Origin of the sequence: Enterococcus dongliensis, assembly GCF_031927985.1 — a bacterium.
GTDB classification, from domain to species: Bacteria; Bacillota; Bacilli; order Lactobacillales; family Enterococcaceae; genus Enterococcus_A; species Enterococcus_A dongliensis.
Window position 1 is genome coordinate 155,950 of record NZ_JARPZC010000004.1, and the last position, 25,319, is coordinate 181,268.

A 25,319-nucleotide genomic window follows, 5' to 3' on the forward strand; every position below is an offset into this window, starting at 1 on the left:
TATGCGGGAGGAAAAACAATGTACGATGTGATTATCATCGGTTGCGGAATCGTCGGTGCCGCGACTGCCTATGAATTAAGTAAGTATCAATTAAACACTTTAGTTTTAGAGGCAGAAAATGATGTAAGTCTTGGAGCAACTAGAGCAAACAGTGCAATCTTGCATGCTGGTTATGATCCAGAACCGAATACTTTGATGGCACGATTAAATGTGGAAGGAGCAAAACGCGCAAAAGAACTCTGCCAAAAACTTTCTGTCCATTATAATCAGATTGGTTCTCTTGTCGTTGCTTTTTCTGATGAGGAATTAGCTCTTATTCAGACACTTTATGATCGTGGTGTCAAAAACGGTGTGGAAGGTCTAGAATTACTCGACCAAGCAGCGCTTCATAAAAAAGAACCCAATCTTTCTCATAAAAGTCTAGGCGCTCTTTATGCCCCTACTGCTGCAATCGTGAATCCGTGGGAATTTTGCCTTGCTCTAGCAGAAACGGCTGTAAAGAATGATGTAACAATTGCTTTGAACAATCGTGTGACTGCCATCCGTAAAAATGAAAACGGTTACGAAGTCGCGACAAATCAAGCCACTTATCAAACCAAATATATCTTCAACGCTGCAGGTGTTCACTCTGACGACATCCACAACTTGATTGCAGAGCCGACGTTTGAGATTACACCGAATCGCGGGGAATATTATCTTTTAGATAAATCTGAAGGTGATGTGGTTCATCATGTCATCTTTCAATGCCCTTCTAGCAGCGGAAAAGGTGTCTTGATCAGCCCGACTGTTCATGGGAATTTAGTCGTAGGACCTAATTCAGAATCTATTCAACGTAGTGATTTAGACAGTGGAAAAGATACGGGAAATACAATCACAGGATTAAAAACAGTCGTTGATTTAGCTAAAAAATCTGTTCCTGATCTTAACTTACGCCAATCAATTCGTAATTTTTCTGGTGTTCGTGCCAATAGCTCTGCCGGTGATTTTGTCTTGCAAGAAGCCGCACCTGGTTTTATCGATTTAGCAGGAATCAAATCACCAGGATTGACTTCAGCTCCAGCAATTGCTGTCTACGCCATCGAACTTTTAGAAAAATCAGCAGGAAGAACATTTGAACAAAAAGAAGTCCATATCGATTCACGTGAAAAAATTGTTTTTCAAGAACTTAATTTTAAAGAAAAAAATGAACTTATTTCAAAAAATAATTCTTACGGCAGAGTAATTTGCCGCTGTGAAACTGTTACTGAAGGTGAAATTCAAACGGCTGCGCAATCTCCGATCCCTCCTGTCTCTGTTGATGGAGTCAAAAGAAGATGCAATGCCGGGATGGGCCGCTGTCAAGGTGGATTCTGTGGGCCACGCGTCGTTGATATTCTAGCGGATGAATTGAATGTATCGCCTTTAACTATTTTGCAAGATCGCGAAGGCAGCAATATTTTAGTTGAAGCTACAAAAGGAGGACATTAAGATGCATGACTTGATCGTAATTGGCGGTGGTCCCGCTGGATTGGCAGCTGCGACAGCTGCTTATGAAAATGGCGTAAAAGATATCCTGATCATTGAACGGGATCAAAAATTAGGCGGTATTTTGAACCAATGTATCCATAACGGATTTGGCTTGCATCATTTTAAAGAAGAATTGACTGGCCCTGAATATGCCGCTCGTTTTATTGAACAAGTGAAAAAAACCGATATTCAAGTTCTGCTCGATACGATGGTCTTAGAAGTAACAGAAGAAAAAGAAGTGCATATCGTCAACAAAGAAAAAGGATATCAGATTTTAAAAGCTAAAGCATTAATTTTTGCAATGGGTTGCCGTGAACGAACACGTGGTGCTATCGGCATTGCAGGTAGTCGCCCAGCAGGTGTCTACACCGCTGGTACCGCACAACGCTATGTTAATATGGAAGGCTATTTAGTTGGAAAAAAAGTAATTATTTTAGGTTCGGGGGATATTGGTTTAATCATGGCACGACGAATGACTTTAGAAGGTGCTGAAGTATTGGCTTGTGTAGAAGTTATGCCTTATTCAGGCGGCTTAACTAGAAATATCGTTCAATGTCTAGATGACTTTGATATCCCGTTATATCTCTCTCATACCATCACTGAAATTCGCGGAAAAAATCGGGTAGAGCAAGTAGTCGTTTCACAAGTTGATGATAAACGGCAACCGATTCCTGGAACAGAGCGGACATTTGATTGTGACACAATCTTATTATCGGTTGGTTTGTTACCAGAAAATGAACTAAGCCGCGATGCAAATCTCAATTTAGACGCTAAAACTAACGGCCCGTTTGTTTATGAAAATATGGAAACCTCCTCTCCTGGTATTTTCGCTTGCGGCAACGTCGTCCACGTCCACGATCTAGTAGACTTTGTCACTGCTGAAAGTATCAAAGCAGGAACTGCTGCTGCAACCTATATTTCAGAACAGCAAAAAGAAACTGCAAACTGTTTTTCTGTCAAAAATGGAGATCATGTCACCTATGTCGTTCCCCAAATGATTCGTGACGAAAATGTAGCACGACGAGTAGAACTTTTCTTTCGGGTCAATCAAGTCTTTGATGAGAGTCAGATTTTGATTAAATCACAAGGCGAAGTCTTAGCAAAACAAAAAAAGAGCTACATTGTCCCTGGTGAAATGGAAAAAATCAAACTATCAAAAAAAATCTTAGATAAAGTGACCAATGGAGAAGTGGAGATTTGTGTTGAGGAGGTAGTAAAAGCATGAAAAACTTTATCTGTATCATGTGTCCAAAAGGCTGTCATTTAACGGTCGATGAGTCTAATGAGTATAAAGTCAGCGGAAACAGCTGCAATAAAGGTGTGAAATACGGCAAAGCAGAAGCAACTAATCCTATTCGTGTAGTTACATCAACAGTTCGAGTCAATGGCGGAAATAACTTCCTCTGCTCTGTTAAAACAACGGATGGAATCCCTAAAAAAGCCGTTTTAGAAGCTATGAAGACCATCAATGCTGTTCAATTACAAGCGCCAATCACTATCGGAGATGTCGCAATCAAGAATCTTTTGAATACCGGTATCGATGTCGTAGCGACCAGTGACATCCAAGCTATCTAAAAACTAAAAAAGAGTCAGTGACATGGCGTCACTGACTCTTTTTAATTAGCGGATAACTGCTTGTAATTTTTCTGTTAAACTCTTAGTCACTTTTGACATATTGCGATTGATCTCTTCATCTGTCAATGTTGCTTCAGGATTAACAAAAGTCAGATTATAAGCCATTGATTTTTTACCAGTTTCGATATTCGCACCTTGATAAACATCAAATACTTGTAAATTGGCTAAAAATTTCCCGGCTGCGTCTTTGATCACTTCTGCGATTTCAGCATTGGTTGTTGTTTCGTCAACAAGTAATGCAATATCGCGATTAATAGCTGGATATTTTGAAACAGCTTCAAAAACCAATGGAGAGGTTTCTTGTGCAATCATCGCCGCTAAGTCCAACTCAGCAACAAAAGTAGCTTTTAATTCATAACTTGCCGCTACTGCTGGATGAACTTGACCGACAAACCCAATCAATTTTTCATCTAAATAGATTCCAGCTGTTTGCCCTGGGTGCATCTCAGCTAGTTGAATGGCTTGGTAGGTAACTTTATTGGTTAATCCCAGTCCTTCGACTAATTCTTCAACCATTCCTTTGATGGTATAATAATCGGCTGATTGAGCCTTTTCAGTCCAAGATTTGTCCCTAATGTTGCCTGTGAGCGCAATTGCCACATGATTTTGTTCACTTGGTAAATATTTTTTAGGATCATTGTTTTGATAAAAAACATGCCCGATTTCATAAAAAGCGACATCGTTATTTTTACGAGCGACATTGTAGGATAAATCTTCTAATAGACCGCTGACTAAGTTCAAGCGCATCGTTGATCGTTCTTCGCTCATCGGCCAAGCAACTCGAGTCACTTTACTTTCATTTACTAAAAATTGTTGGGCTTTTTCTTCTGTGGTCAAAGCATAGCTGATTGCTTCAGATAATCCAGCACTTTCTAAAAGCTGACGTACCTTTCTAGTAGCTTTTTGTGTTTGCGTTAAGAAACCTGCAACTGTTTGACCTTCTGGTAATGTCGATGGCAAACGGTCATAGCCATAGATTCGAGCGATTTCTTCCATTAAATCTGCTTCAATCGTGATGTCCCAACGACGTGGCGGTACGCTGACAGTCGTTACGCCGTCATGGACTTGTGTCGGAAATTCAAGTGCTTTAAAAATGTCATTAACTTGTGCCTGTGTTAAATCAGTTCCTAAGAAACGATTAACATTTTCAACCGTTGTGCTGACTTCAACATTTTTTGGTTGAACTTCACTGCCTTTTACTGCACCTTGTAAGACTTTTCCTCCTGCTAATTCTGCAATCATTGCTGCTGCGACTTCTCCAGCTAAGCTGATCTCATTTTGGTTGATTCCTTTTTCAAAACGCATGGAAGACTCGCTGCGTAAGTTATAACTTTGTGACGTGCGGCGAATAGACGTGTGATCAAATAGTGCCATCTCTAGAGCAACAGTTGTCGTTTCCTCAGAAATCTCTGAATCCAATCCGCCCATTACGCCAGCTAAAGCTACTGGAATTTCCCCATTAGTGATCACAATGTTTTCTGGATTCAATGTTCGTTCAACACCGTCTAATGTGGTGAATGGTTCTTTTTCTTTTGCTCGACGAACTACGATTTCTTTACTACCTAATTTGTCATAGTCAAAAGCATGCAACGGTTGACCAAATAATAACAAGATATAATTGGTTACATCCACTACATTACTGATTGGACGAATGCCTTCATTAATCAAACGATTTTGCAGCCATTGTGGACTAGGTCCGATTTTTACGTCTTCAATAATCCGAATTTCATAATGTGGCGCATCCGTTTTATCTGTCACAGAAACATTAATTTTCGTGCTGGCATGTTCGGCTGCTTCTTTTAATTCCACTGCTGGGAAATCAACTTCTTTGTTGTAGATTGCAGCAACTTCATGAGCAACTCCACGAATACTCAAAGCATCCGCACGATTAGGTGTAATCGATAAATCAATGATTGCATCGTCCATTTCTAAATAAGGAAAAACCGGTTTTCCTGCAAGCGCATCTTCTGGTAAATAATAAATACCTTCAGCATATTCTTTAGGGATGACGGAATCACTAAATCCAAGTTCTTGTAAGGAACAGATCATTCCGTTAGAGACTTGTCCACGCATTTTGCCTTTTTTGATCTTTACATTGCCGCCAATTCGAGAACCAGGCAACGCTACGATAACTTTGACTCCTGCTTTAATATTTGGTGCACCGCAGACAATCTGAGATAATTCTTCTTCACCGATGTCTACTTGGCAAATGGATAGATGATCAGAATCAGGATGCGGAATACATTCTTTCACATCACCGACCACAATTTTTTTTAATCCTTCTTGAGGAATCTCTACTCCTTCAACTTCGATCCCTGTTAATGAAAGCCGATCCGCTAGTTCTTGCGGAGTGACTCCTTTTATATCGACGTATTCATTTAACCATTTATATGAAACTAACATTGCTCTTTACTCCCCCTTGAATTGTTCCAAGAAACGAACATCATTTAAATAGAAATTTCGAATATCATTGACACCATAACGCAACATCGCGATTCGGTCTGGCCCTAAACCAAAAGCAAAACCAGAATATTCTTTTGAATCAATCCCAGACATCTCCAATACATCTGGATGAACCATCCCTGCTCCTAGAATTTCGATCCAACCAGTGTGTTTGCAGACATTACAGCCTTTGCCGCCACATTTGAAGCAGCTGACATCCACTTCGACAGAAGGTTCGGTAAAGGGAAAATAACTTGGTCGCAATCGAATTTTACGATCGGCACCAAACAATTCTTTCAACAAGACTTCTAAGGTTCCCTTTAAGTCTCCCATGGTAATTCCCTTATCAACCACTAACCCTTCGATTTGATGGAATTGGTGACTATGGGTCGCATCATCGGTATCACGGCGAAATACTTTTCCTGGGGAGATCATACGTAACGCCCCTTTTGAAAAATCATGTTTTTCCATCGTTCGTGCTTGAACAGGCGATGTATGGGTCCGCAACAATACTTCATCAGAAATATAAAAAGTATCTTGCATGTCGCGTGCCGGATGATCTTTAGGTAAATTCATGCGTTCAAAATTGTAATGATCGGATTCGATTTCCGTTCCTTCAATCACTTGATAGCCCATACCGATAAACGTATCTTCAATCTCTTCCATAATTTGAGTAAGTACATGACGTGTCCCGTGAGATACTTTTTTTCCTGGCAAAGTAACATCTAATGATTCTGCAGCTAATTGTTTGGCTAAGGCTGCTTCTGCCAGCTCAGCTTTACGATCTTCTACAGCTTTTGTCAATAAATCACGAATCTCATTGGCAAAAGCGCCAACTTTGGGACGTTCTTCTGCTGAAAGATCTCGCATACCGCGTAACACTTCTGTGATTGGTCCTTTTTTCCCCAATGTTTCTACACGGATTGTTTCTACCGCGGAAAGTTCCTCAGCTGCATTGATTTTTGCTAAGGTTTTACTTTTTAGTTCTTCTAGTTGTTCTTGTAAACTCATGATTTTCTTCCTTTCCTTAGTGCTTTAAAAAGATAGGAACCTTGATTAACACTCAGCCCATTCTTTCTTTTCAAACTTAAGACAATTAAACGACAAAAAGACCTCATTCCATAAAGGAACGAGGTCTCGCGTTACCATCCTAATTCGCCAAAATTGGCGCTCTCTTTTCTTAACGGCTCTGCCGGTCTGATGACAAGCTCCAGAAGTGAACTTCATCTTTTCTTTTCTTAGTCTGCTTCCAGTCAGTGACAGACACTCCCTTCAAAGATCCAAAAAGATTACTCTTTTCTATCGACGCTTTTTGAACTATTCAATTGACTATCCCAATACTACAAGAAATCAATCAATTTATCAACTACATTCTTCATCAGTGATCCACGTATCACCCCATCGATGAATCTCATTCATTACGTTTTTCAAAGCTTTTCCTTTATTCGTCAAACAATAATCCATCCGTTTTTGGCTTTCACAAGCAATCACGCGACCAACGATACCTTCTGATTCTAGTTCCTTTAGCCGTTCTGTTAAAACTCGGTCACTGACATTAGGAATCATCGCAGCAATATCAACAAATCTTTGAGGCCCACCTTCTAACAACACGTCAATAATCAGACCATTCCATTTTTTGCCTAAAATTTGAAATCCTTTCTCAAATTTTGGACAGAGCGAAAAGTCCATTACTTCTACTTGTTCCATAATTCTCACCTCGATAGAGAAAGTATAGCATATCACTTACATTTTATAAGTGCATCTTGCCTATCCCTAAGAAGTTTTTAACAAATTAATTGTTTGATTGGCACGTAAAAAGATTAAATAGACTGCTTCAACAGGTTTTTGTTTTGCTTTTTCTAATGCATCCTTATACAGATACAATTGACCACGATAGCGATTGATCAGCTGTTGTTCTTTTTGAGGTGTGTAATAATCTGTTTTTAAATCATATAAGATAATTTTATCATCAAATTCTAAGTAACCATCAATGATTCCATGAATTAAGATCTCATCTTGGTTTTGATAGTCACTGAATAACTGATCTGCTGGCAAGAGCATAGCAAACGGTTCTTCACGATATAAATGATTCGCATGTTGAACTAAATAACGACCAAATGGAGAATCAAAAAATTGTAAAATACTGTCAATCGAGATTTTTTCAGCAATTTCTGAAGTCAATGTTTGTCGTAACAATAATTCTTCAATCAGATTTTCAATTGTATTGCGTTGAGGTATTTCTGTTAATGGCAGCAACTGCATAACTAAATGTGTTGCTGTCCCGATTTCAGCAGCAGACAATTCTTTTTTTGTTCCTAAAAATTTAGGCTCCCCCAATTCGCTTTCAGTAAAGCGATAGTTTGGCTGCGATGGTGTAAGCGGGATATTTTCTTGATTATCAGGATCATCGTAGAGACGTTTTAATTCTGATACTGATTGATAGCTGGTAGTTTTGGTTGCTTCAGGGTATGGATATTTAAAGCTTAGACGCTGTTTCAACGGTTGGATGTTAATCGCTCCTTGCGGGATATCTAATGTTTTCACAGCTGGGAGATACGTTTGAACCGCCTCTGCGATCGTTTGCGGCTCGATAAAATTTAATTTGAAAACTGCTGGATGCTGTTTCAAACTCGGTAGTCGATTAATCTGGTAATCTTTTTGATAATTTTCCATGATCGGATGTCTAAATAATGTCAAACCGACCCAATCAAAGAAACTATCTTTCTGACCGCTTCGAAGCCCCGCATCTAAGACTATTTTTTCATTTAAAGCGCCTTTGCTCCATGTTTTATATGTTGCTTCTTCATTTTCATATGAACCAACGAGAAACAGTTTTTGTTCAGCTCTCGTTAAAGCGACATATAATTTTCGCATTTCTTCTGACAATAACTTATTTAGATTTTTTTGTTTGACTGTTTGAAACAACAAAGTATCTTGTCTGATTCGGGTATCTGGAGTTAACAACTTGACCCCAAGTCCTAATCGTTCATCAAACACATAATTTCTTCGAGTATCTTGTAGATTGAAGCTTTTGCTCATATCCATTAAAAAGACAATAGGAAATTCCAAACCTTTGCTTCCGTGAATAGTCATCACTCGTACTGCATCGCGAGTCTCTTCAATAGGAGGCTCACCTAGATCTTTATCTTTTTCCTGCATTTTCTCAATAAAACGAATAAATTGATACAATCCTCGGAAACTGCTGCGCTCATAATCTTTTGCTCGTTCGATCAGCGCCAATAAATTGGCATGGCGTTGTTGACCCGCAGGCATCCCTAAAACATAATCCAAATAAGCTGTCTCATTGTAGATCTTCACCAATAAATCTGCCAAAGATTCGCGCCGAGCAAATTCGCGCCACTCATTTAATTGACTCATAAAAACTGCTAATTTTTTCGCAGTCTGATTCTCATTGTCTTGTAGATATCGTTTCACCGCTTGATAATACTCTTTTTGCGGCAAAGCCAAACGAATCTGTGCCAGCTCTTCTTCTTGTAAACCAACGATCGGTGAACGTAAAACAGCAGCCAATGGAATATCTTGGTAAGGATTATCAATAATCTGCAATAAAGCAATCATGATTCGTAATTCTGTTGATTGAAAGTAATTTTGCGTATCATTAACAGCTAGCGGGATTCCTAATTGTTTGAACACTTCTAAGATTGTCAGGTTATTGCTTCGCGTTGGGATCAACAATACAATGTCTTCATAACGCACGGCTCGCATCTCTTTTTGCTCTTTATCATAGATTTCAAATTTTTGATCGATCAGCTGACGAATCTTCATTGCTGTCATAAAGATTTCACCCATTGATTTATCCTCGATCCACTCAGGAACATCTCCATCTTTTTGATAAATTAATAGTTCAGGCGCAAATGTGTCAGTGTCAGGGAAATTAGTGAACCCGTTGATTAATTCTGCTTGTTCGTCATATTCAATCTGACCTACAGTTGGATCCATCAATTGAGTAAAAATCAAATTGGTGAAATCCAAGACTTCTTTTCGTGAGCGGAAATTTTCCGCTAAAATGATTCGCCGACCGCCATGTTCTTCAGAAAAATCATGATACTTTTGAATAAACAATGTCGGATCTGCTAAACGAAATCCATAAATCGACTGTTTAACGTCTCCAACCATAAAAAGATTCCCAGGTTTTTCCCTGCTAAGTTGACGCAAAACCGTCTCTTGCAATTGATTGATATCTTGGTATTCATCGACTAAAATCTCTGCAAATCGTTTGCGGTAATAGTTTTCAGCTGGTCTGTCCCCATTAATTTCTGTTTGTAGGATCTGTAAAGTGAAATGTTCTAGGTCATTAAAGTCCAGCATCCCTTTTTCACGTTTTTTTGCTGAATACTCTTCAATAAATCGTTTTTCTACGCGGACCAATTCTTCTACGATAGGCAATGCTTCTTGCAATCGCTCCACTTGTTCTTCTGGCGAAACTGCAAAATACATTTCTTTGATTTTCAGCAATTCTTTTTTGGCTTGATCGCGATAGGCTTTTCCTTCTGCAATAACGTCTCCATAGAGTTCTTTGATTTCTTTTTTACGTGGGGAAGGATAAGTTGGGAAGTTGAGCTCTTTGAATAAAGTAAACACATCAGACAAGCGATCTGCCAATAACTCTTGTTCAATCTGCTGAATGCGAGCTTGTTCATTTTGACCAAGTTCAGTGATTTTTTGCAACTCTTCTGCCCCTTGGCTAGTTGAGATCAGCCAGTGATACATTTGATCAATCTCATGCAGTTTATCCAATACTTGTGGCCGAATTGATTGTTGGTACAGCTCTGAAGCAGCTAAATCTTTCACTCGATAATTTTCAACTAATCCATCTAACCATTGAAAAGGATTTGGATTTGCTCGAGCGAATTCATACATTGAAAGAATCAAATCCTCTAATCCGCTATCGCTCCGATCATTTGAAAAATTCTCAGTTAGTCGATAGAAAATCTCCTGATTCTCTTCATAAAACGTTTCTCGCAATTCATCCCATACATCTTCTTTTAACAAAATCATCTCAGTATCATCTGTCAGCATTCGGTAACTTGGATCTAGATCAATCAAATAGAAAAAGCGCTGGATGACTTTTGAACAGAATGAATGCAAAGTTGAGATATTTGCAGTTGGCAACAAGGTCAATTGATGAGCGAAATGATTTTTTAATTCTTGATCCGTCTCCTCATTAATCGCTTCTTGTAAAGCAGTCTGAACTCGTTCTTTCATCTCTGTTGCTGCTGCTTCAGTAAAAGTCACAACTAGAAGTTGATCTACAGAAAGTTTTTGTCGTTTGATTTTTTCGATTACACGGCGGACTAATACTGCCGTTTTTCCTGATCCAGCAGAAGCTGAAACCAATAGATTGGTCCCCTGATCATAAATTGCTTGCCACTGAGAATCCGTATAGATCTCATTTGGAGCCTTTGGAGGGATCGGATAATTAGTTGTCATGCAGCTCTTCCTCCATTCGTTTCAAGACTTCTTCTTTAGAAAGTTTTTCTAAACGATGATAATTATTTTCCTTCAACATAGCATCAAACTTGCAGACACTGCGGAAAGGACAATACTGACAAGCAATCCGCTGATTGTCTTTATAAGTTGGATTCAATTTGATTTCACCAGAAATAATCTGATTGCCAGCTTGTTGAATCTTCTCTCGATTGTATTCACGCAACAGTTCAATCTCCGACAAATCATAGAATTTATCTTTTGACTGCGATAAAATCACTGTTTGACCGTTTTTATCTTTTTTGATTGGAAACAAAACAGAATTTTCTTTTTCTTGTAAACTTCTATCCAATTCTTCGTACAGTGCCGGTTCTTTTGTAAATAATCCATCGTATTGATAGGCCTTCAACATATCTTTTTCTACGTTTTTAGGTTCTTGCAAAACGGGATTATGAACGTGTAAATAATAGGCACCTGCTGGTTTGACTTCTTTTCCGTTTGCTTGACTAAAATCTGTCACTGCAACATCCAAGTAAGTAATCAATTGCAGGGCAATCCCGTAATAAGCATCTGCCACATTAAAACTATGCGGACTCGATTTATAATCAATCACACTCAACCAATCATGTTCATTTCCTTGAAGTTGATCCAAGCGATCGATTTTTCCACGAACTGCAACTTTTCCTCCATTTGATAAAGGGAGATCAATCCCTGGGATACCTTTTTTACCGCCAATCGAACCAAAAAGAATTTCTGTTTGCTGGGGTTCAAAACTTGTCCGCATTCCTTGTTGGACCAATGCCCAACTGACTCGTTGAATCGTACGTGATAGCTGATAACGAATATAATTCATTCGGGCTGAACTAGAAAGAATCGCAAACTTCAATTCCCCAAAAATCTCTTTCAATACTTCTTCAGCCAGATGATTCCGTTCAGCTTCATTCAACTCTGCCAATCGCAGCCCTTGCTCTTTTATCAATCGGAAAAATTGATCCAAAGCTTCATGGTAAAAATCACCTGCCGCTGCAGGAGTCAATCCATAGACTGTTCGTTCTTTTAATCCCAAACCAAAATTTGCAAAATATTTATATTGGCAATTATAAAAATTTTCAATGCGCGAAACAGAGACATAGAGATTCTTTCCGTATAACTGTTCGGCTGTTTCCGGCAACAATTCTTTTGGAATGTTAAGATCTTGCAAACTTTTAAAAACTCGTTGCGCCATAGGAGCCAGTGAACTATTTTGGATAAATTTTTGTAATTCTCGCCACGATGGCAAGAACGCGCGATTCTCATCTTGAGCAAACCGATTCAAGGCGATTAAATCAGACAATAACGTCCGCATTGTTCCTATATGATCTTCCGGTGCACTAGTTAATTTCAATGACTCGCTTTCTTTGATTGGTAATTGGAGTCCTTGGCTCAACTGACGTAAAAATGCAGAGATCTCTAATTTTTTTTCACCTTCTACTGTTGCTGCAACACTCAAATAAAGCTTTTCAGTTGCAGAAAGAAAGACTGAATAGGCCAGAAAAGGTTCTCGATTTACCTTAGAGCTATTACTTTCTGGTAAGAATTTTCCATCAGGTAAGTTTTGATTAAACAATGAACGTTCTTCTGCAGACAATAATCCTTTATCATCGAAACGAGCAGGAAACTCATTGTTGTTCAAGCCAATAGCAAATGTGACTTTCATTTGGTCCACCCGAGCCAACTCTAAATCATTGATTCGAACTTGATCGATCGCTGTAGGAATCTTTCCGTAAGACAAATTCATCAAACCTGCTAAAAAGATCTCTTGAAAGGCGGTCCAATCAAACGGGTCCGCTCCATAGATCAACACATATTCATCCAAAAGATCAAGCAGAGCTTGCCAAGTTTGTTCATGGTTCCGGGCTTTATCTAAATTGCCCCGTTCCACTTCTTGATCACGCCAAAACAATAACTGTTTTTTCACCCCGCTATTTTCTAAAAAATGATAAAAAGTAGTGGCAGCTTCTAGTCCATTAGCTGCTTGTTTTATCTTTTCAAAAAATGGCGGCAACACTTGTTGGATTGAGCGACGAACTTCATTGGCGATAGCTTCTAATTGTTTGGCATCATTAAAGACATCTGCCTCAAAGTCATAGTCGACAAAGGCCCATTCACTTTTTTTTGTCCAAGCACTTCCGCGGAAATTATAGGCTAGACAAACATTTTCTGTCTGATCAATTTTTTCTCGGTATTCTTGTTGTTGTAAAAACCAAGTCTCCCCCGCCCAATTGAATGGCGCAAATAATTCTGTTCGCAGCAAGCGAAAAACATCGTTAATCCGATAATGATAATTGTCAATCAAAAACAAGGCTTGTAAAAATTCAATTAACGGGTGTGCCGCCATTGCTTGTGTTTCATCCAAATAAAATGGGATAGCTAATTTTTGGAATAAATCAGGCAAGACACTGTCATAGATTTTCGGATTACGCAATAAAATTTGGATATCTTTGTAGCGATACCCTTCCTCTCGGACTAAACGTCTTATTTCTTCACCGACTTTTCGAATCTCTTCTGCGACGGTGACGTATTTTGTAAGCTGGATTTGTTCTGAATGTGATAAATCCGTTCTTTCTTGATCTGCCCAAAACGCACCGACTTGATTGAAAACAGTCGCTTTTTTACGAGCAAAACGATCCGGACGAACTTGAATCTGTTGAAAATCAGCATTTTTCTTTAATTGAAAATAAGTTTTGCCAGGATCAGCAAATAAATTCAAGGGATTGGGCTCTTCGCTAGGATATGGCCGGTCCAATTCCAAAGAAACAATTAACTCTCCACAAGTCATCAAGGCATTCAAAACATTTAATTCTCGAGCATTGAATCGGGTGAACCCGCTAACGATAAATAAACTATGTGCGAGGTCTTGTCCTTTTAAATAATCATGCAGCAACAATAGTGGGTCTTCATTCGCTACTTGATAATCGATCAACGCTTCTTCATAAGCAGCAAAAACCTTTTGTAAATCTTGAAGTTTTAATATTTGATCCGGATCACTTCCATTTTCAACTAAATCGGCGACTGTAACATTTCCAATCTGCATCTCCTGGTAAAAGCCGACCAATTGTTGAATAAAACCTGTTTTATTTACTTCCCCGCGAAAAATTGTCAAGTCTTCTTTTAATTCCTGAAGAATTTTTCGCAAAATCATCGCATTGCCGGCTTCGGATAAAATATTTCCTGGGACTTGCCCATCCCGCTGCAAGAAGTACCAAGCCAAACGCTGAAAACTAAAAACTTGCGTACGGATTGTACTAAATGCCGTCTTTTTTTCTATCTGTTTCATAGCTGACAAAAGTGTGATCTCTTGTTCAAATTTATTGTAATTGGGGACTAAGAAAAACACTCGATTCTCTGGATTTTTCTCCAGCCAAGCTTGTGCTGTCTGAATCATTTGCTCTGTCGCATCATTCTGTCCAGCACCTAACAAAAATTGTAATGTCATCGTTTCCCCTCTTTTCTTTAGATTGTGTTCCTTGTTTATTATAACAGTTCCCGTAAAACAGCGCATGGTCAAAGACAAACAAAAAAGACCAGCGATAATTGCTAGTCGATAGTCCCAAAACGTTCAAACGGCCAGAAAACAAATTTTACATCAGCCATAATATCTTTTTCTTTGATTATTCCAATGATTCGGCTATCTTTGGAAATTCGCCGATTATCTCCCAATACAAACAGCTCGCCTGTTGGAACTTTTTCAGAACCAATTACTTCCTTCAAGTTGAAATCATAGGTCAATGGTTGATTATCGGTCAAATCTTTTTTGAATTCTGTCAAATAAGGTTCTTCAGATTGCTCGCCGTTGATATAAAGTGTGTCATTTTTGTATTCGATTGTATCACCTGGCAATCCAATTACTCGTTTGATATAATTTTTTCCTGGATCATCTGGTGCTGGAAAAGTCACAATATCAAAACGCTGAATCTTTGTATTTTTTAATGCAATCACTCGTTCACCATCAATTAGTGTCGGAGCCATCGAATCGCCTTTAACAACCACTGGAGTAAAAACAAATTGTCGCAATCCGATCAAAACTGCTGTCAAAAGTAAAAAATAAAGAATAGATTTGACTATCTCTTTAATATTCATTATGTGCCTCCATTTTATGTTCATATCGCCAGTTTATCATATTTCTCAGTTCGTATCCCAGGTTATTCATGGGCTTTTAAAAAAAATTCTCTTCTGTGAGCATATTTCTTTTCTTACTTTTTGTAAGATGTTAAAGTAATGTCTGTAAACAAGAACAAAACAAAAAAAGGTGGAATTTATTATGTCTCAATTCTTAGAATCATTAAAAAATCGTCGTTCATTTTATGCTTTAGGTCGCGACGTTAAATTATCAGAAGAAGAAATCACTGAATTAATCAAAGATACTGTAAAAAATAGTCCAACCGCATTTAACGCACAATCTCCACGCGCGGTCGTTCTCTTTGGTGCAGCTCATGAAAAATTATGGAACATCGTTGAAGAAGCATTGAAACCATTAACTCCTGCAGAAGCATTCCCAAATACACAAGCAAAAATTGCTGGTTTCCGTAATGCTTACGGTACAGTTTTATTCTTTAAAGAAACAGATACAGTGAAAAACTTGCAAGAACAATTTGCATTATATGCAGATAACTTCCCTGATTGGGCAGAACAATCCAACGGAATCGCTACAGCAAACACATGGACTGCTCTGACTGCAGCTGGCCTTGGTGCTAACTTGCAACATTACAATCCAATCATTGATGAAGCTGTTGCTAAAGAATGGGATATCCCTGCAAACTGGCAACTACGTTCTCAATTAGTCTTTGGTTCTAAAGAAGCCGATGCAAACGAAAAAGAATTTTTAGCTGACGACGAACGTTTCCGCGTTTTCCATTAATTCGCTGAAAAAGCACTGCCGAATTACTCGGCAGTGCTTTTTTTATAATCTTTCACTCTATAAAAAACTTCTTAAAAGACTTATAAAAAAAGATGACGTCACCGTCATCTCATTGACCATTTTTATCTTGGTCATCTTTAGTCAAAATTTCTAATGTACTTCCTTCATTCAGATGTGTCGAAAGGAAAACGACAAATTCAGTCAGTGAGTAATCAAAGGTCAACAATGGTCCCCGCCGATCTTTGCGGAAATAGTTCAGTTTTATCAAACCACTTTCCTCTTGAAACAGCACGACCCGTTCGATCTCATTCAATGGAATCCCTCGATTATCTAAACTAAAAAGGATCAGACTTTCTTCGGTAAATCCTCTTTTATCCAACAAAAAACTCAACATGACTAAAGCAGCCAAAATCGTCTGTACACGGTTATTTAACTCTTGCCAATTAGTAAAACCAATCCACAAGATCAACCCCGTTAAAAAAAGATAGAAAAAATAATGCTTTCTTTGTTTAACTACTGGAATAACGATATCTCTGCGTACTAATAGTAAAAACGCATATAAAACAACCGTAAAAATTCCTAATATTACTGTAAATATACTCAAAAAAACCGCCTTCTAACTTGGAATGAAATTAGAATATTTTACCACGACCATGTTAGATTTGTCATCTCGTTGCTCTTGATCAATCTCTTCACATTGGTTGATGCGAACGACTGCGCAATTCGTCATCTTAGAAATGACTTCGCCTTCCACACTTTCTTCAAAACCAATGGGATGACAACGATAACTTCTTCCTAGCTCAATTTCTTCTTCATTCATAAGTAAGCCCTCCAGTATCGACATTCATTGTTCGTCTAGCTTTTGGATCAATGTTATTCGCAATTATACCGAAGTCTGGAATGGTTTACAATTGATTTTTTCGCTTCAGTCGCAAAAAAAAGCAAAATCAGGTAAAATTATTTTAAAGGAGTGATCATTTATGTCGAATTTCATCGATTCAATCAAAAAATATGGCTATTTAAGAAGTGCTTGTTATCTAATTTTAGGGATTGCTACTTTGCTTTCGCCACAAAGTGTCTTCAAAGGGATCGTTTATATTATTTTCTTCTACTTATTGATTTTAGGGATATTACAAATCATTCGTGGATTGCGAGCAAAAAAATATACTGGCAATGTTGGATTCGAAACGACTAGCGGGATCACACGTATTATTATCGCGTTTGTCGTTTTATGGTTCTCAAAAGGAATCATTAGCATCTTACCGATGTTTTTAGGTTTCATCATCCTGGTTTTTGCAATTGGACAGTTTTTACAAAATTGGACTGCCAAGAAAAATGGGTTCCCAGTAACTGGTCAAGTCATCTACAGCGCATTGATGATGATTGCCGGCATCTTTCTTTTGTTTAATCCGTTTAACAGCATGATGATTCTCTTTCAAATTTTTGGTTTTTTGTTAATCACTATGGCTATTTCAGAATTTATCAATACTCGTCGCTTTCATCGATAAGGAATTGTTTCTACTGATAGAAACATTTATACTAAAGATATCAAACAAAGCGAGGTCATTATGAATACAGCAAGCGAGCTTTATCAATTCACCAAAAAATACGGAATCAATTACAATACGAATGAGGACAAGGGGCTGCTTTTGTTCAATCGTTTTTTACAAGCATTTCCTAAAACAAATTTTTCTTTTTCTTTTATTGGTTTTCATAAATATGAAAGCTTAAAAAAACAAGAAGGCCTGACTGCCTATGGTATTTCCGGCAATACGCTCTATGCATTAAGCAAACAAAATGCCTATCGTTATAATTTATACCAATGCAAAGAACTCAGCGGGAAGAAGAAATTAAACGGAATCCGGTTAACTTTAGTGTTTCACACTGAAACTATCAAGATTAATCTTGGTTTTGCTGATGGCAGTGTTGTTTTAGCCGCGCTGAAACAAGCAAGAAAAAAAAATTAAGACAATTTATTTGAAGAATAGAAAAACTAGCGTTATAATACTTTCTGTTCTTAGTGGGATATGGCCAAACTGGTAAGGCGTCTGACTCTGAATCAGAAGAGTGCAGGTTCGAGCCCTGCTATCCCAATAAAAAAAGTTTTTGCTATTAAAGCAAAAACTTTTTTTGTTCTACTAGCTAAGATTTAACAACCATGACATTGCAATGGGCATGATTGACGACATAGTCTGCTGTCGTTCCTACAAACGCCTGTTCAACAGCTCCGCGACCAGTTGCACCAACGATAATCAGGTCAGCTTGATTTTCTAATGCATAATCAATGATCTTACGTTTAGGATTTCCTGAATCAATTTTTGTTTCATAGTCAATTTCCTCTATCATTGAATCGGCGATCAGCTGCCCCATTTCAATCTCAGCATTATTGAGATGAAATTTCAAGGCATCATTGATAAATGCTGGATCTCCAATTGAAAACCTGTAATCGACCACTGTCAGGATAAAAAGTTTTGCTTCGTTGCGTTTAGCAATTTTTAACGCTTCAGTAAAGGCCTTAGTAGCAGCTGTTGAGCCGTCCACTGCAACAAGAATATTTTTATAACTTTCTTTCATTGAAACCGCCTCCTTCTCATTCATTATACCTCAACTAAAACTTTCTATAAAACTTAAGGTAATTTATTCTGATAAAAACACTTCTAAGTCATTAATCAAACAAAAATAACTTTTTTAGTTTTTTTGATAATATTTTTGTGATAAAATGAAGTGAGCAACAAATTCCCCACCAATTGATTAATTACTATCATTGGGTTGTTGCTCTTTTTATTTTATCCTCTTGTTTTTTTATTAGATTTGGACTAATATAATTAAAATAAAATGAGAGGATGATCGGATGAATAATCGAACAGCGCAAACATTTCGTTTTTCTGATGGGGTAAGGGATTGTCTCCCAACAGTTATGGGCTATTTAGGTATCGGAATCGCTATGGGTATCGTGGGAAAATCTGCTCATCTAGCTATTTGGCAAATATTTTTAATGTCTACACTAGTATACGCAGGGAGTGCTCAATTTATCCTCTGCGGGTTACTTTTATTAAGTGCACCTATTTTATCAATTATCTTTACCATCTTTTTAGTCAATTTACGCCATCTTTTGATGAGTCTTTCGGTTGCTCATTACTTTAAAGAGGATTCGTTATTAAATGGGGTTGCTATCGGTACCTTGTTGACAGACGAATCTTATGGTGTTTTGACTGCCGCACTGGCACAAGAAAAGAAAATCAATAGTACTTGGATGCATGGCTTAAACATTACTGCTTATCTTGCTTGGATATTTTCAACAGTTCTTGGTGCGTTATTAGGAAATTTCATTCCCGATCCAACGATATTCGGATTTGATTTTGCATTGACCGCAATGTTTCTTGGTTTATTTTTATTCCAAGTCCAATTGCCGTTGAAAAAACAAAAAAATAAAACCCTAATCATTTTAGCAGTGACTGCTGTCAGCCTTTTTCTTTTGATGCGTTTTGTTACTGCAGAACTTTCTGTTATTTTAGCGACATTATTAGGCTGTTTGACGGGGGTGCTGATTGAAAATGAGTAACTCTTACTACTTGTTGATATTATTAGGCTGTACCTTAGTCACTTGGATTCCACGGATTTTACCCTTTGTCTTAACAAAAGCAATCACGCTGCCTCCAATCTTAGAAAAATTTTTAAGCTATTTACCTATGACCATCTTAACTGCGTTACTCCTACAAAGCCTTTTGAATTTTCAAGCAGGTCATTTTCCAACTTTGCGTTTTCCTGAGGTTTTTGCTTGTATCCCGGCTCTGATCGTTGGTATCCGAACAAATGATCTCATGAAAATCGTCTTAACAGGTGTTTTAGGAATAGCACTTTTGCGGTTGTTTTAAATAACAATTGTTATAGAGCTTATTTCTGGTCTTAATCGTTCTCCTGATGTAATATATAACAAAACAAAGCAAAAGGAGTTCCGTCCATGAAAAAGATTATTGGATATTTCTTTAAAAAACCTTTAGTATTAGAAGACAAAAAGCCTTTCGAGATTATTCTCCCGATAGATGCTTTATATGATGGAAAAGAGCCAGTGGTAGAATCCAATCACCAGATTTTACGTGAGATAGAAAAGAAATATGAATATCCTATAGACAGTTTACACAGCTTTTTTATTATTTCAGAAATTGCAGATGTAGATTAAAAAAACTCGATGAACATTTTCATCGAGTCTTTTTTTATTGTCCGTACCAACCGATTCCTTCATTGCGCCAACCATGTTTGATCAAATTGTCGCGTTCGCTTTGAAGCAAGGTATAATGATGAGCGCCAGCTTTTGCATTCGGATTATACAAGCGGTAAAGAACTTTACTTCCTCCTGAATACCAACTAATCCCTTCATAACGCCAACCCACCTTCACTAAATTATTTTTTTCATAAAGGTGTGGAGTATAATGATGGTCACCCGCATTTGGATTGTATAAACGGTACACTGGTGCACCACTTCTAGGCGCTTGCCAACCAATGCCTTCATAGCGCCAACCAGCTTTTATGACCTTATCACGTTCCACTCCATTAGCAGTGTAAAAGTGTTCCCCGCTATTTGGATTGTATAGACGATACATAGCATTTGTTTGGACCGTTGGATTATTCGTATCATATTGTGTTAAGTTATACGTTTCAATGACACTGTTTAACGTTGTTCCATAATTAGGTGCAGTCGCATATCTGCCAGTCAACCAAGCCGTCGCATCTTTATAAGATTTTGTATTGCTTTTCCATGCACCCGAATAATAATAATTTCCAGGTAAAAATGATGTTTGTTTTAAAATAGTCACATTATCCTGTAACGATTCCTTGTAAGATGGATATTTTCTAAATTTAGCATTTATATAATACCAACCATCTTTTTCATTCCATTCTTGTGTTTTCATCGTTACTGATTGGCCATTGTATTCTCCTTTTATACCGAACAAATTGTAATTCGGCGCTTTAGATAGTGCACTGCTACCCCAGCCGCTTTCAACAATCGCTTGTGCAATCATCACCGAGGCATATAAGTTATTGCTGTTGGCCAAAGTTTTTGCTGATGGCGCCACTTGATTGATAAAGGCTTGTTGAACGCTCATTGTAGATCTTGCACTTCTAAAAGCCGGTGGTTCCAACGTGAATTTCTCAAACGGAACGGGATGATGAAATTGTAAATTCCCCGCTGCATCATATGCGGTTTCATCAACATCACTTTCATCACCGGCAACCGTTGTATCCGCCTGAGGATTCGTTGTTGAATCAGATGTCTCAGCATTTGTTGAACTTTCGATTGAATCAGTTGAAAAGGTCGCTTCTTCTCCATTGACGACCTTAGCTGCTGTTGCAAAGCTTCCTAGTAATAGTACCGTACAAATTAGTTTCTTATAATTCATGCCATCCCCCTATAATACTATTAAAAAATAGTTATAATTGATCATTTTTATTCTCTTCTTTTATAAAGTAACAAAAAACACATAAAAAGTAAATTTTTTACTGTTTTTTTCTGCTAAAAACAGCGTAATGATCTATCTTTTTTAGATTTTATTTTTTAGAAAATGACTAATCTGATGGATTGTTTTGTTTTTAACTATCTGTTGTTCTTCGTTCCTAGATAGTTTTTTAGAGGGTCTGTACATACTTATTTTGCTGAATCATTCACAAATAATTTATCATTTTTTTATTTGTTCTATGCTATAATAAAGCATGTTTATTCTGACTTATTTGAAGGAGCTTTATTATGACGCTTTTATTGACACTACTATTTGACCTTCTGATGATTGTTTTATTTTTATTTCGCTTGATCCAAGGCGATCAAATTATTTTTATCGTTAGTATCGTCTTACAAGGTTTATTATTTATTGATTTACTCGCAGTCGTTCTTTTACGTTCACAAAAAGCTACTAATTCAGTCGACGTAGATGAAACACTTAATCGACGTTCTCGTTCACATCGAACAGCTAAAGCTGCTTCTGGTAGTTTCTTGGCTAAACTTTCATGTATTATTGCGTTATTGTTATTAGCCTATTATATTTATTCTGTTGTGTATCTTTTTATCTAAGTAAACAATGATAAAAAATAATTTCTATAGTCAAAAAAGGTCGTGGCAAATGCCGCGGCCTTTTTGTTACAACTAACTTAAAATTATTTGACCTTTTTGTATTCTGTGCTTAGTTGATTGATTTTTTTACTAATTTTTTTAGGAAGATACGCTAGTAATGCAAGCAAAACACCTGCAGCAGTCAATTCTAGCAATAGTGTCACTGAGACTCCTTTAGAAGCGATTTCTGATGCCATAAAGGCGTAGATAAAACTAGCTGGTATCATCGTCAAGCAAGAAATAAAACTAAATTTTTTAACACTCATTGGTGTCATCGCGTACGCATAACTTTGAATAGCAAAAGGAAAAATTGGAACTAAGCGAGTAAAAATCAAAAATGATAGACCATTTTCTCGAACTCCTTGTTCAATTTTTTGAAAAGCCGGCTCTTGACTGAAACGTTGCAAAATATAGTCCCTTGCGACATATTTACCAATGACAAATGAAATGCTTGCGCCAATCGAAGCCCCAATGACTGTCAGCAGTCCACCGATAAATCCACCATACGCAAGTCCACCGACAATTGCTAGAAATTGTCCCGGTAAAAGAAAAACAGCTACGATAATAGATAACATGATAAAAATAAAGTAGCCCCACCATCCAAGGTTTTCTAAATACATTCTTAGTTTAGTGATATCTGTTAATAGATCAACTAAACCAAATTGGTAGGCTAAAAAAATGACGACCAATACTAATGAGATAAATATAAGGATCTTTTTCACCGCTTCTCCCTTCTTATATGTTTTTGATTTCGAATAACTATTCGTACTTGATTATTGCTGTTTACTTAACCCTAGAACCATCTGTCTGATGATCAATTGATTGAATTCGGCAATCGAGATCAACTGTTTAGGCATTTTCACTAAATTTTTTGATTGTTCCACAACTATCATCCTGCCCTTAGAAAGTTCTGGTTGCTCATCGGATAGATAATACTGCTCTTGACTGAAAAATTCCGGATGGTCCAAATATACAGCAGTTGTCATATCCCAATTACAAAAACCATCAAAGCCAAATACTTTCTCATTCCAGCTGATCCAGTTTTTTAAAGTGTTTTTTATCCAATCAAGCGAATGCATGTCGACCGTTGCTTTTGCTGCATCTAAAAATTGGTCCAATTCCACACTTGAAAAAAAGGCGGCAGATGTCATATGTCCATTCATGATCGTAAGCGGGGCTCGGCTTAATAAAACTGCTTTTGCTGCTGCTGGATCAGATGAAAAATTTAATTCTGTGACAGATCGCTGATTGACTGTCAATGGTTCCAAGGTCCCTCCCATCAATACTATTTCTTGCACTTTCTCAAAAAAATCAGGGTCAAGTTTTTGTGCCTCTAATAAATTGGTCAAAGCACCCGTTGCAAGAATTGTTACCTCATTGGGGTACTGATTGACTTTTTCTACTAAAAATTCTGCTTGCTGACGTGCATAATAATCAAAAGCTAGATTTAAACGCGTGTGCATGATCTGGGTCATTTGCTCGACCTCTTCGATCTTGCTGTTACCATGAGTCAAAGTCAAACCTAGCAATTCAATGGTGGGAGTCCCTAACAGATAAAACAAAGTCAAACCATCATCAACATCATGATCAATCAATCCGAACGTATTATCACAATCTAAAATTACTTTTCTCATTCTAAAACCCCTCTATTTTTTTCCAACCACTGACGCAAATAATGGTTCTCAGTTTTTAATTTAGGATAGATCTGTTTCAAATCTGATGGGTAATCAATATCTTGCAGTGAAGATAATAAGACAACATCATAAGTGCCTAACCGTTGTAACGTAGCTTGTAATACCTCTTGTTTTCCCCAAACGATAGGGGCTTCAAAAACAGGTGTCAAATCGATGGATGCTCGACAACCAATTAAATAATAGCCGCCATCTGCTGAAGGACCAATGACGATATCTTGCATTTGATCAAATGCCGCTTGGATCATTTCTGTATTCAGATTAGGAATATCACTGCCTGTCAATACAACTTTTTCATACCCCTTTAAAAAGACGTTCTTCATCGCGTGATTCATCCGTTGACCGATTGTCTTGCCTTCTTGCTCAAATGCCTGGAATGTTTCTGGCATAACTGAAAATAGATTAGATGGGTCTCCTTCATCTGAATACGCTAAATACAAATCGATTCCTTGTGTATTCAGCTGTTCAAATTTTTTAAAACTATCTTGCAAAATCTGCTGTTGCACTTGACAGGCTTCTTCACCGCTAAGCAGACTTTGTAAACGAGTTTTTACCTTGTTAGGTACTGGAACTCGTGTAAATAAAATATAGGCTTGTTTATTCAAAAATCTGCTCCTTTAATGCTTGTCGTAAAAAGTCTTCTTCTAAGTATGCAGAAACTTTTTTAAAGATTTCTTGGTTTTTCAACTTTTTGGTGTCCTTTTGATAACTGTCATAAGCCATCGCTGACCAAGACAATGCTCGTAACATTAAATATGGATGGTAAATTCTAAGTGCTTCTTCAAACGATTCACGCACAGCTTGTGTTTCATCGAGGTAACGAGAAAGAAAATGTCGTTTCTCGGCTTGATTCAAAATCAGATTACTCCGCCAAAGCGTCGTCGTTGAAGCTAAAAATTGAGAGATATCTTGTACCGGATGACTGATGACCGGTTTTTCCCAATCAATCAAAAAGTCTTTGTCCCCAATAATAAAGTTATGGGAATTGACTTCAGTATTATTGATTGACCACTGATCAAGTTCAACGAAAAATCGTTGTTGAGAACTATTATTTTGCCGTGCTTCCAACGCATTTGCCAATTGTTTTTTGGCGTGTAATGGGACAACGTCACTTATTAAGACTGGCTCTAATAACTTTTGACATTCCATCACACGATCAAAAAGAATCGTGTCTTTTTCTTTTACAAAGATTTCTTCTGCATGTTCATCAAGAGGCTGTTGATGGATCTGACCAAAGATCTGAGCAGCTTCTGATAAATCTTTGCGGTAATCTAACGGCTGCCCAGTCAGAAATTCCATAATCAACAACCCTTGCGAAAAACTTTGACAACCATCATCTAGATAATAAACTTTTGGTGTACGGCCTGTTCGTTCTAGCCATTTCAATGCTTGATATTCATACTTGATCTGATTGGCCAAATGTAGTTGACTGCCGTAATTCAAACGAAAAACGTAGTTGTTTTCATTGTCAGAAATCAAAAAATTTTGATTGTATTCCCCTTGTGCCAAAAAAGTGACAGTAAAAGGTCTTTTTAAGTGTAATTTCTCGATGAGTTGGTGTTCTTCCAAATAAACTCGAATTTTCTCTAACATGACT

At 37.6% G+C, this 25,319-nt stretch carries 24 protein-coding genes, 1 tRNA gene and 1 other annotated feature; of the genes, 11 read left to right on the forward strand and 14 right to left on the reverse strand.

Going from position 1 to position 25,319, the window contains the following annotated elements:
• The first annotated feature begins 18 nt into the window (after window positions 1-18).
• Genes P7D84_RS04960 through P7D84_RS04970 form a run of 3 tightly spaced genes read left to right on the forward strand, consistent with a single transcriptional unit; the run spans window position 19 to window position 3,081 of the window.
• On the forward strand, window positions 19-1,467 hold the full coding sequence (locus tag P7D84_RS04960; RefSeq protein WP_311805322.1) for an NAD(P)/FAD-dependent oxidoreductase: 1,449 nt from the start codon (window positions 19-21) through the stop codon (window positions 1,465-1,467).
• Between the two features lies 1 nt (window position 1,468).
• On the forward strand, window positions 1,469-2,731 hold the full coding sequence (locus tag P7D84_RS04965; protein WP_311805324.1) for an NAD(P)/FAD-dependent oxidoreductase: 1,263 nt from the start codon (window positions 1,469-1,471) through the stop codon (window positions 2,729-2,731).
• Window positions 2,728-3,081 (forward strand): DUF1667 domain-containing protein, encoded by a 354-nt coding sequence (locus P7D84_RS04970; protein WP_311805325.1) that lies wholly within the window; start codon window positions 2,728-2,730, stop codon window positions 3,079-3,081. The genes P7D84_RS04965 and P7D84_RS04970 overlap by 4 nt, the downstream gene beginning before the upstream one ends.
• Before the next feature lie 45 nt (window positions 3,082-3,126).
• Here P7D84_RS04970 and pheT read toward each other — a convergent pair whose 3' ends face one another.
• From pheT to lepB, 6 genes are all read right to left on the reverse strand, one after another.
• Window positions 3,127-5,544 carry a phenylalanine--tRNA ligase subunit beta gene (pheT, locus tag P7D84_RS04975; protein ID WP_311805326.1) on the reverse strand — a complete coding sequence of 806 codons (2,418 nt, stop codon included), beginning with the start codon at window positions 5,542-5,544 and terminating at the stop codon, window positions 3,127-3,129.
• Window positions 5,545-5,550: 6 nt separating this feature from the next.
• Window positions 5,551-6,594, reverse strand: a complete 1,044-nt coding sequence (gene pheS, locus P7D84_RS04980; RefSeq protein ID WP_137603188.1) for a phenylalanine--tRNA ligase subunit alpha — start codon at window positions 6,592-6,594, stop codon at window positions 5,551-5,553.
• A gap of 111 nt (window positions 6,595-6,705) precedes the next feature.
• Window positions 6,706-6,898: a binding site (T-box leader), on the reverse strand.
• Window positions 6,899-6,945: 47 nt separating this feature from the next.
• Complete coding sequence (locus tag P7D84_RS04985) at window positions 6,946-7,290, reverse strand: winged helix-turn-helix transcriptional regulator (RefSeq protein ID WP_137603189.1); 345 nt, start codon at window positions 7,288-7,290, stop codon at window positions 6,946-6,948.
• A 66-nt stretch (window positions 7,291-7,356) separates the two neighbouring features.
• Window positions 7,357-11,034, reverse strand: coding sequence for a helicase-exonuclease AddAB subunit AddA (gene addA, locus P7D84_RS04990; RefSeq protein ID WP_311805327.1), 3,678 nt, complete (start codon window positions 11,032-11,034; stop codon window positions 7,357-7,359).
• Window positions 11,024-14,506 carry a PD-(D/E)XK nuclease family protein gene (locus tag P7D84_RS04995; RefSeq protein ID WP_311805328.1) on the reverse strand — a complete coding sequence of 1,161 codons (3,483 nt, stop codon included), beginning with the start codon at window positions 14,504-14,506 and terminating at the stop codon, window positions 11,024-11,026. The genes addA and P7D84_RS04995 overlap by 11 nt, the downstream gene beginning before the upstream one ends.
• Window positions 14,507-14,607: 101 nt before the next feature.
• A complete protein-coding gene (lepB, locus tag P7D84_RS05000; protein WP_311805329.1) occupies window positions 14,608-15,150 on the reverse strand; it encodes a signal peptidase I in 543 nt (180 codons plus the stop codon).
• Window positions 15,151-15,331: 181 nt separating this feature from the next.
• On the opposite strand from lepB, the gene P7D84_RS05005 reads away from it, so the two are divergent.
• Window positions 15,332-15,928, forward strand: coding sequence for a nitroreductase family protein (locus tag P7D84_RS05005; protein ID WP_137603193.1), 597 nt, complete (start codon window positions 15,332-15,334; stop codon window positions 15,926-15,928).
• 109 nt (window positions 15,929-16,037) lie between these two features.
• On the opposite strand, the gene P7D84_RS05010 is transcribed toward P7D84_RS05005, so the two are convergent.
• Together P7D84_RS05010 and P7D84_RS05015 are read right to left on the reverse strand one after the other, a co-directional pair.
• The gene (locus tag P7D84_RS05010) at window positions 16,038-16,532 is read right to left on the reverse strand and encodes a hypothetical protein (protein WP_311805330.1); all 495 of its coding nucleotides are present in this window, start codon (window positions 16,530-16,532) and stop codon (window positions 16,038-16,040) included.
• Between the two features lie 12 nt (window positions 16,533-16,544).
• Window positions 16,545-16,748, reverse strand: coding sequence for a hypothetical protein (locus tag P7D84_RS05015; protein ID WP_010739262.1), 204 nt, complete (start codon window positions 16,746-16,748; stop codon window positions 16,545-16,547).
• Between the two features lie 160 nt (window positions 16,749-16,908).
• On the opposite strand from P7D84_RS05015, the gene P7D84_RS05020 reads away from it, so the two are divergent.
• From P7D84_RS05020 to P7D84_RS05030, 3 genes are all read left to right on the forward strand, one after another.
• Window positions 16,909-17,436 (forward strand): DUF308 domain-containing protein, encoded by a 528-nt coding sequence (locus P7D84_RS05020; protein ID WP_137603195.1) that lies wholly within the window; start codon window positions 16,909-16,911, stop codon window positions 17,434-17,436.
• Window positions 17,437-17,496: 60 nt separating this feature from the next.
• On the forward strand, window positions 17,497-17,895 hold the full coding sequence (locus tag P7D84_RS05025) for a hypothetical protein (protein WP_311805332.1): 399 nt from the start codon (window positions 17,497-17,499) through the stop codon (window positions 17,893-17,895).
• A 54-nt stretch (window positions 17,896-17,949) separates the two neighbouring features.
• Window positions 17,950-18,022, forward strand: a tRNA-Gln gene (locus P7D84_RS05030).
• 48 nt (window positions 18,023-18,070) lie between these two features.
• Here P7D84_RS05030 and P7D84_RS05035 read toward each other — a convergent pair.
• Entirely contained in the window at window positions 18,071-18,502 is a 432-nt protein-coding gene (locus P7D84_RS05035; protein WP_311805333.1) for a universal stress protein, read from the reverse strand.
• Window positions 18,503-18,779: 277 nt separating this feature from the next.
• Between P7D84_RS05035 and P7D84_RS05040 the strand changes: the two genes are divergently transcribed.
• The 3 genes from P7D84_RS05040 to P7D84_RS05050 all read left to right on the forward strand — a co-directional run bounded on the left by P7D84_RS05040 (window position 18,780) and on the right by P7D84_RS05050 (window position 20,108).
• Complete coding sequence (locus P7D84_RS05040; protein WP_137603198.1) at window positions 18,780-19,490, forward strand: AzlC family ABC transporter permease; 711 nt, start codon at window positions 18,780-18,782, stop codon at window positions 19,488-19,490.
• Window positions 19,483-19,803, forward strand: coding sequence for a branched-chain amino acid transport AzlD family protein (locus P7D84_RS05045; protein WP_137603266.1), 321 nt, complete (start codon window positions 19,483-19,485; stop codon window positions 19,801-19,803). Before P7D84_RS05040 ends, P7D84_RS05045 begins: the two co-directional genes overlap by 8 nt.
• Window positions 19,804-19,889: 86 nt before the next feature.
• The gene (locus P7D84_RS05050; RefSeq protein WP_311805335.1) at window positions 19,890-20,108 is read left to right on the forward strand and encodes a hypothetical protein; all 219 of its coding nucleotides are present in this window, start codon (window positions 19,890-19,892) and stop codon (window positions 20,106-20,108) included.
• A 34-nt stretch (window positions 20,109-20,142) separates the two neighbouring features.
• On the opposite strand, the gene P7D84_RS05055 is transcribed toward P7D84_RS05050, so the two are convergent.
• On the reverse strand, window positions 20,143-21,327 hold the full coding sequence (locus P7D84_RS05055) for a glucosaminidase domain-containing protein (protein WP_311805337.1): 1,185 nt from the start codon (window positions 21,325-21,327) through the stop codon (window positions 20,143-20,145).
• 344 nt (window positions 21,328-21,671) lie between these two features.
• Between P7D84_RS05055 and P7D84_RS05060 the strand changes: the two genes are divergently transcribed.
• Window positions 21,672-21,992, forward strand: a complete 321-nt coding sequence (locus P7D84_RS05060) for a hypothetical protein (RefSeq protein ID WP_311805339.1) — start codon at window positions 21,672-21,674, stop codon at window positions 21,990-21,992.
• Between the two features lie 83 nt (window positions 21,993-22,075).
• Here the strand turns inward: P7D84_RS05060 and P7D84_RS05065 are convergent, their stop codons facing one another.
• The 4 genes from P7D84_RS05065 to P7D84_RS05080 are packed head-to-tail and all read right to left on the reverse strand — an operon-like array spanning window position 22,076 to window position 25,315.
• Window positions 22,076-22,753, reverse strand: coding sequence for a TVP38/TMEM64 family protein (locus P7D84_RS05065; protein ID WP_137603202.1), 678 nt, complete (start codon window positions 22,751-22,753; stop codon window positions 22,076-22,078).
• Between the two features lie 51 nt (window positions 22,754-22,804).
• Window positions 22,805-23,665: a nucleoside hydrolase gene (locus P7D84_RS05070; RefSeq protein WP_311805341.1), complete on the reverse strand. Its 861-nt coding sequence runs from the start codon at window positions 23,663-23,665 to the stop codon at window positions 22,805-22,807.
• Window positions 23,662-24,327 (reverse strand): TIGR04282 family arsenosugar biosynthesis glycosyltransferase, encoded by a 666-nt coding sequence (locus P7D84_RS05075; RefSeq protein ID WP_311805343.1) that lies wholly within the window; start codon window positions 24,325-24,327, stop codon window positions 23,662-23,664. The genes P7D84_RS05070 and P7D84_RS05075 overlap by 4 nt, the downstream gene beginning before the upstream one ends.
• Entirely contained in the window at window positions 24,320-25,315 is a 996-nt protein-coding gene (locus P7D84_RS05080) for an aminoglycoside phosphotransferase family protein (protein ID WP_311805345.1), read from the reverse strand. The genes P7D84_RS05075 and P7D84_RS05080 overlap by 8 nt, the downstream gene beginning before the upstream one ends.
• Window positions 25,316-25,319: the final 4 nt, after the last annotated feature.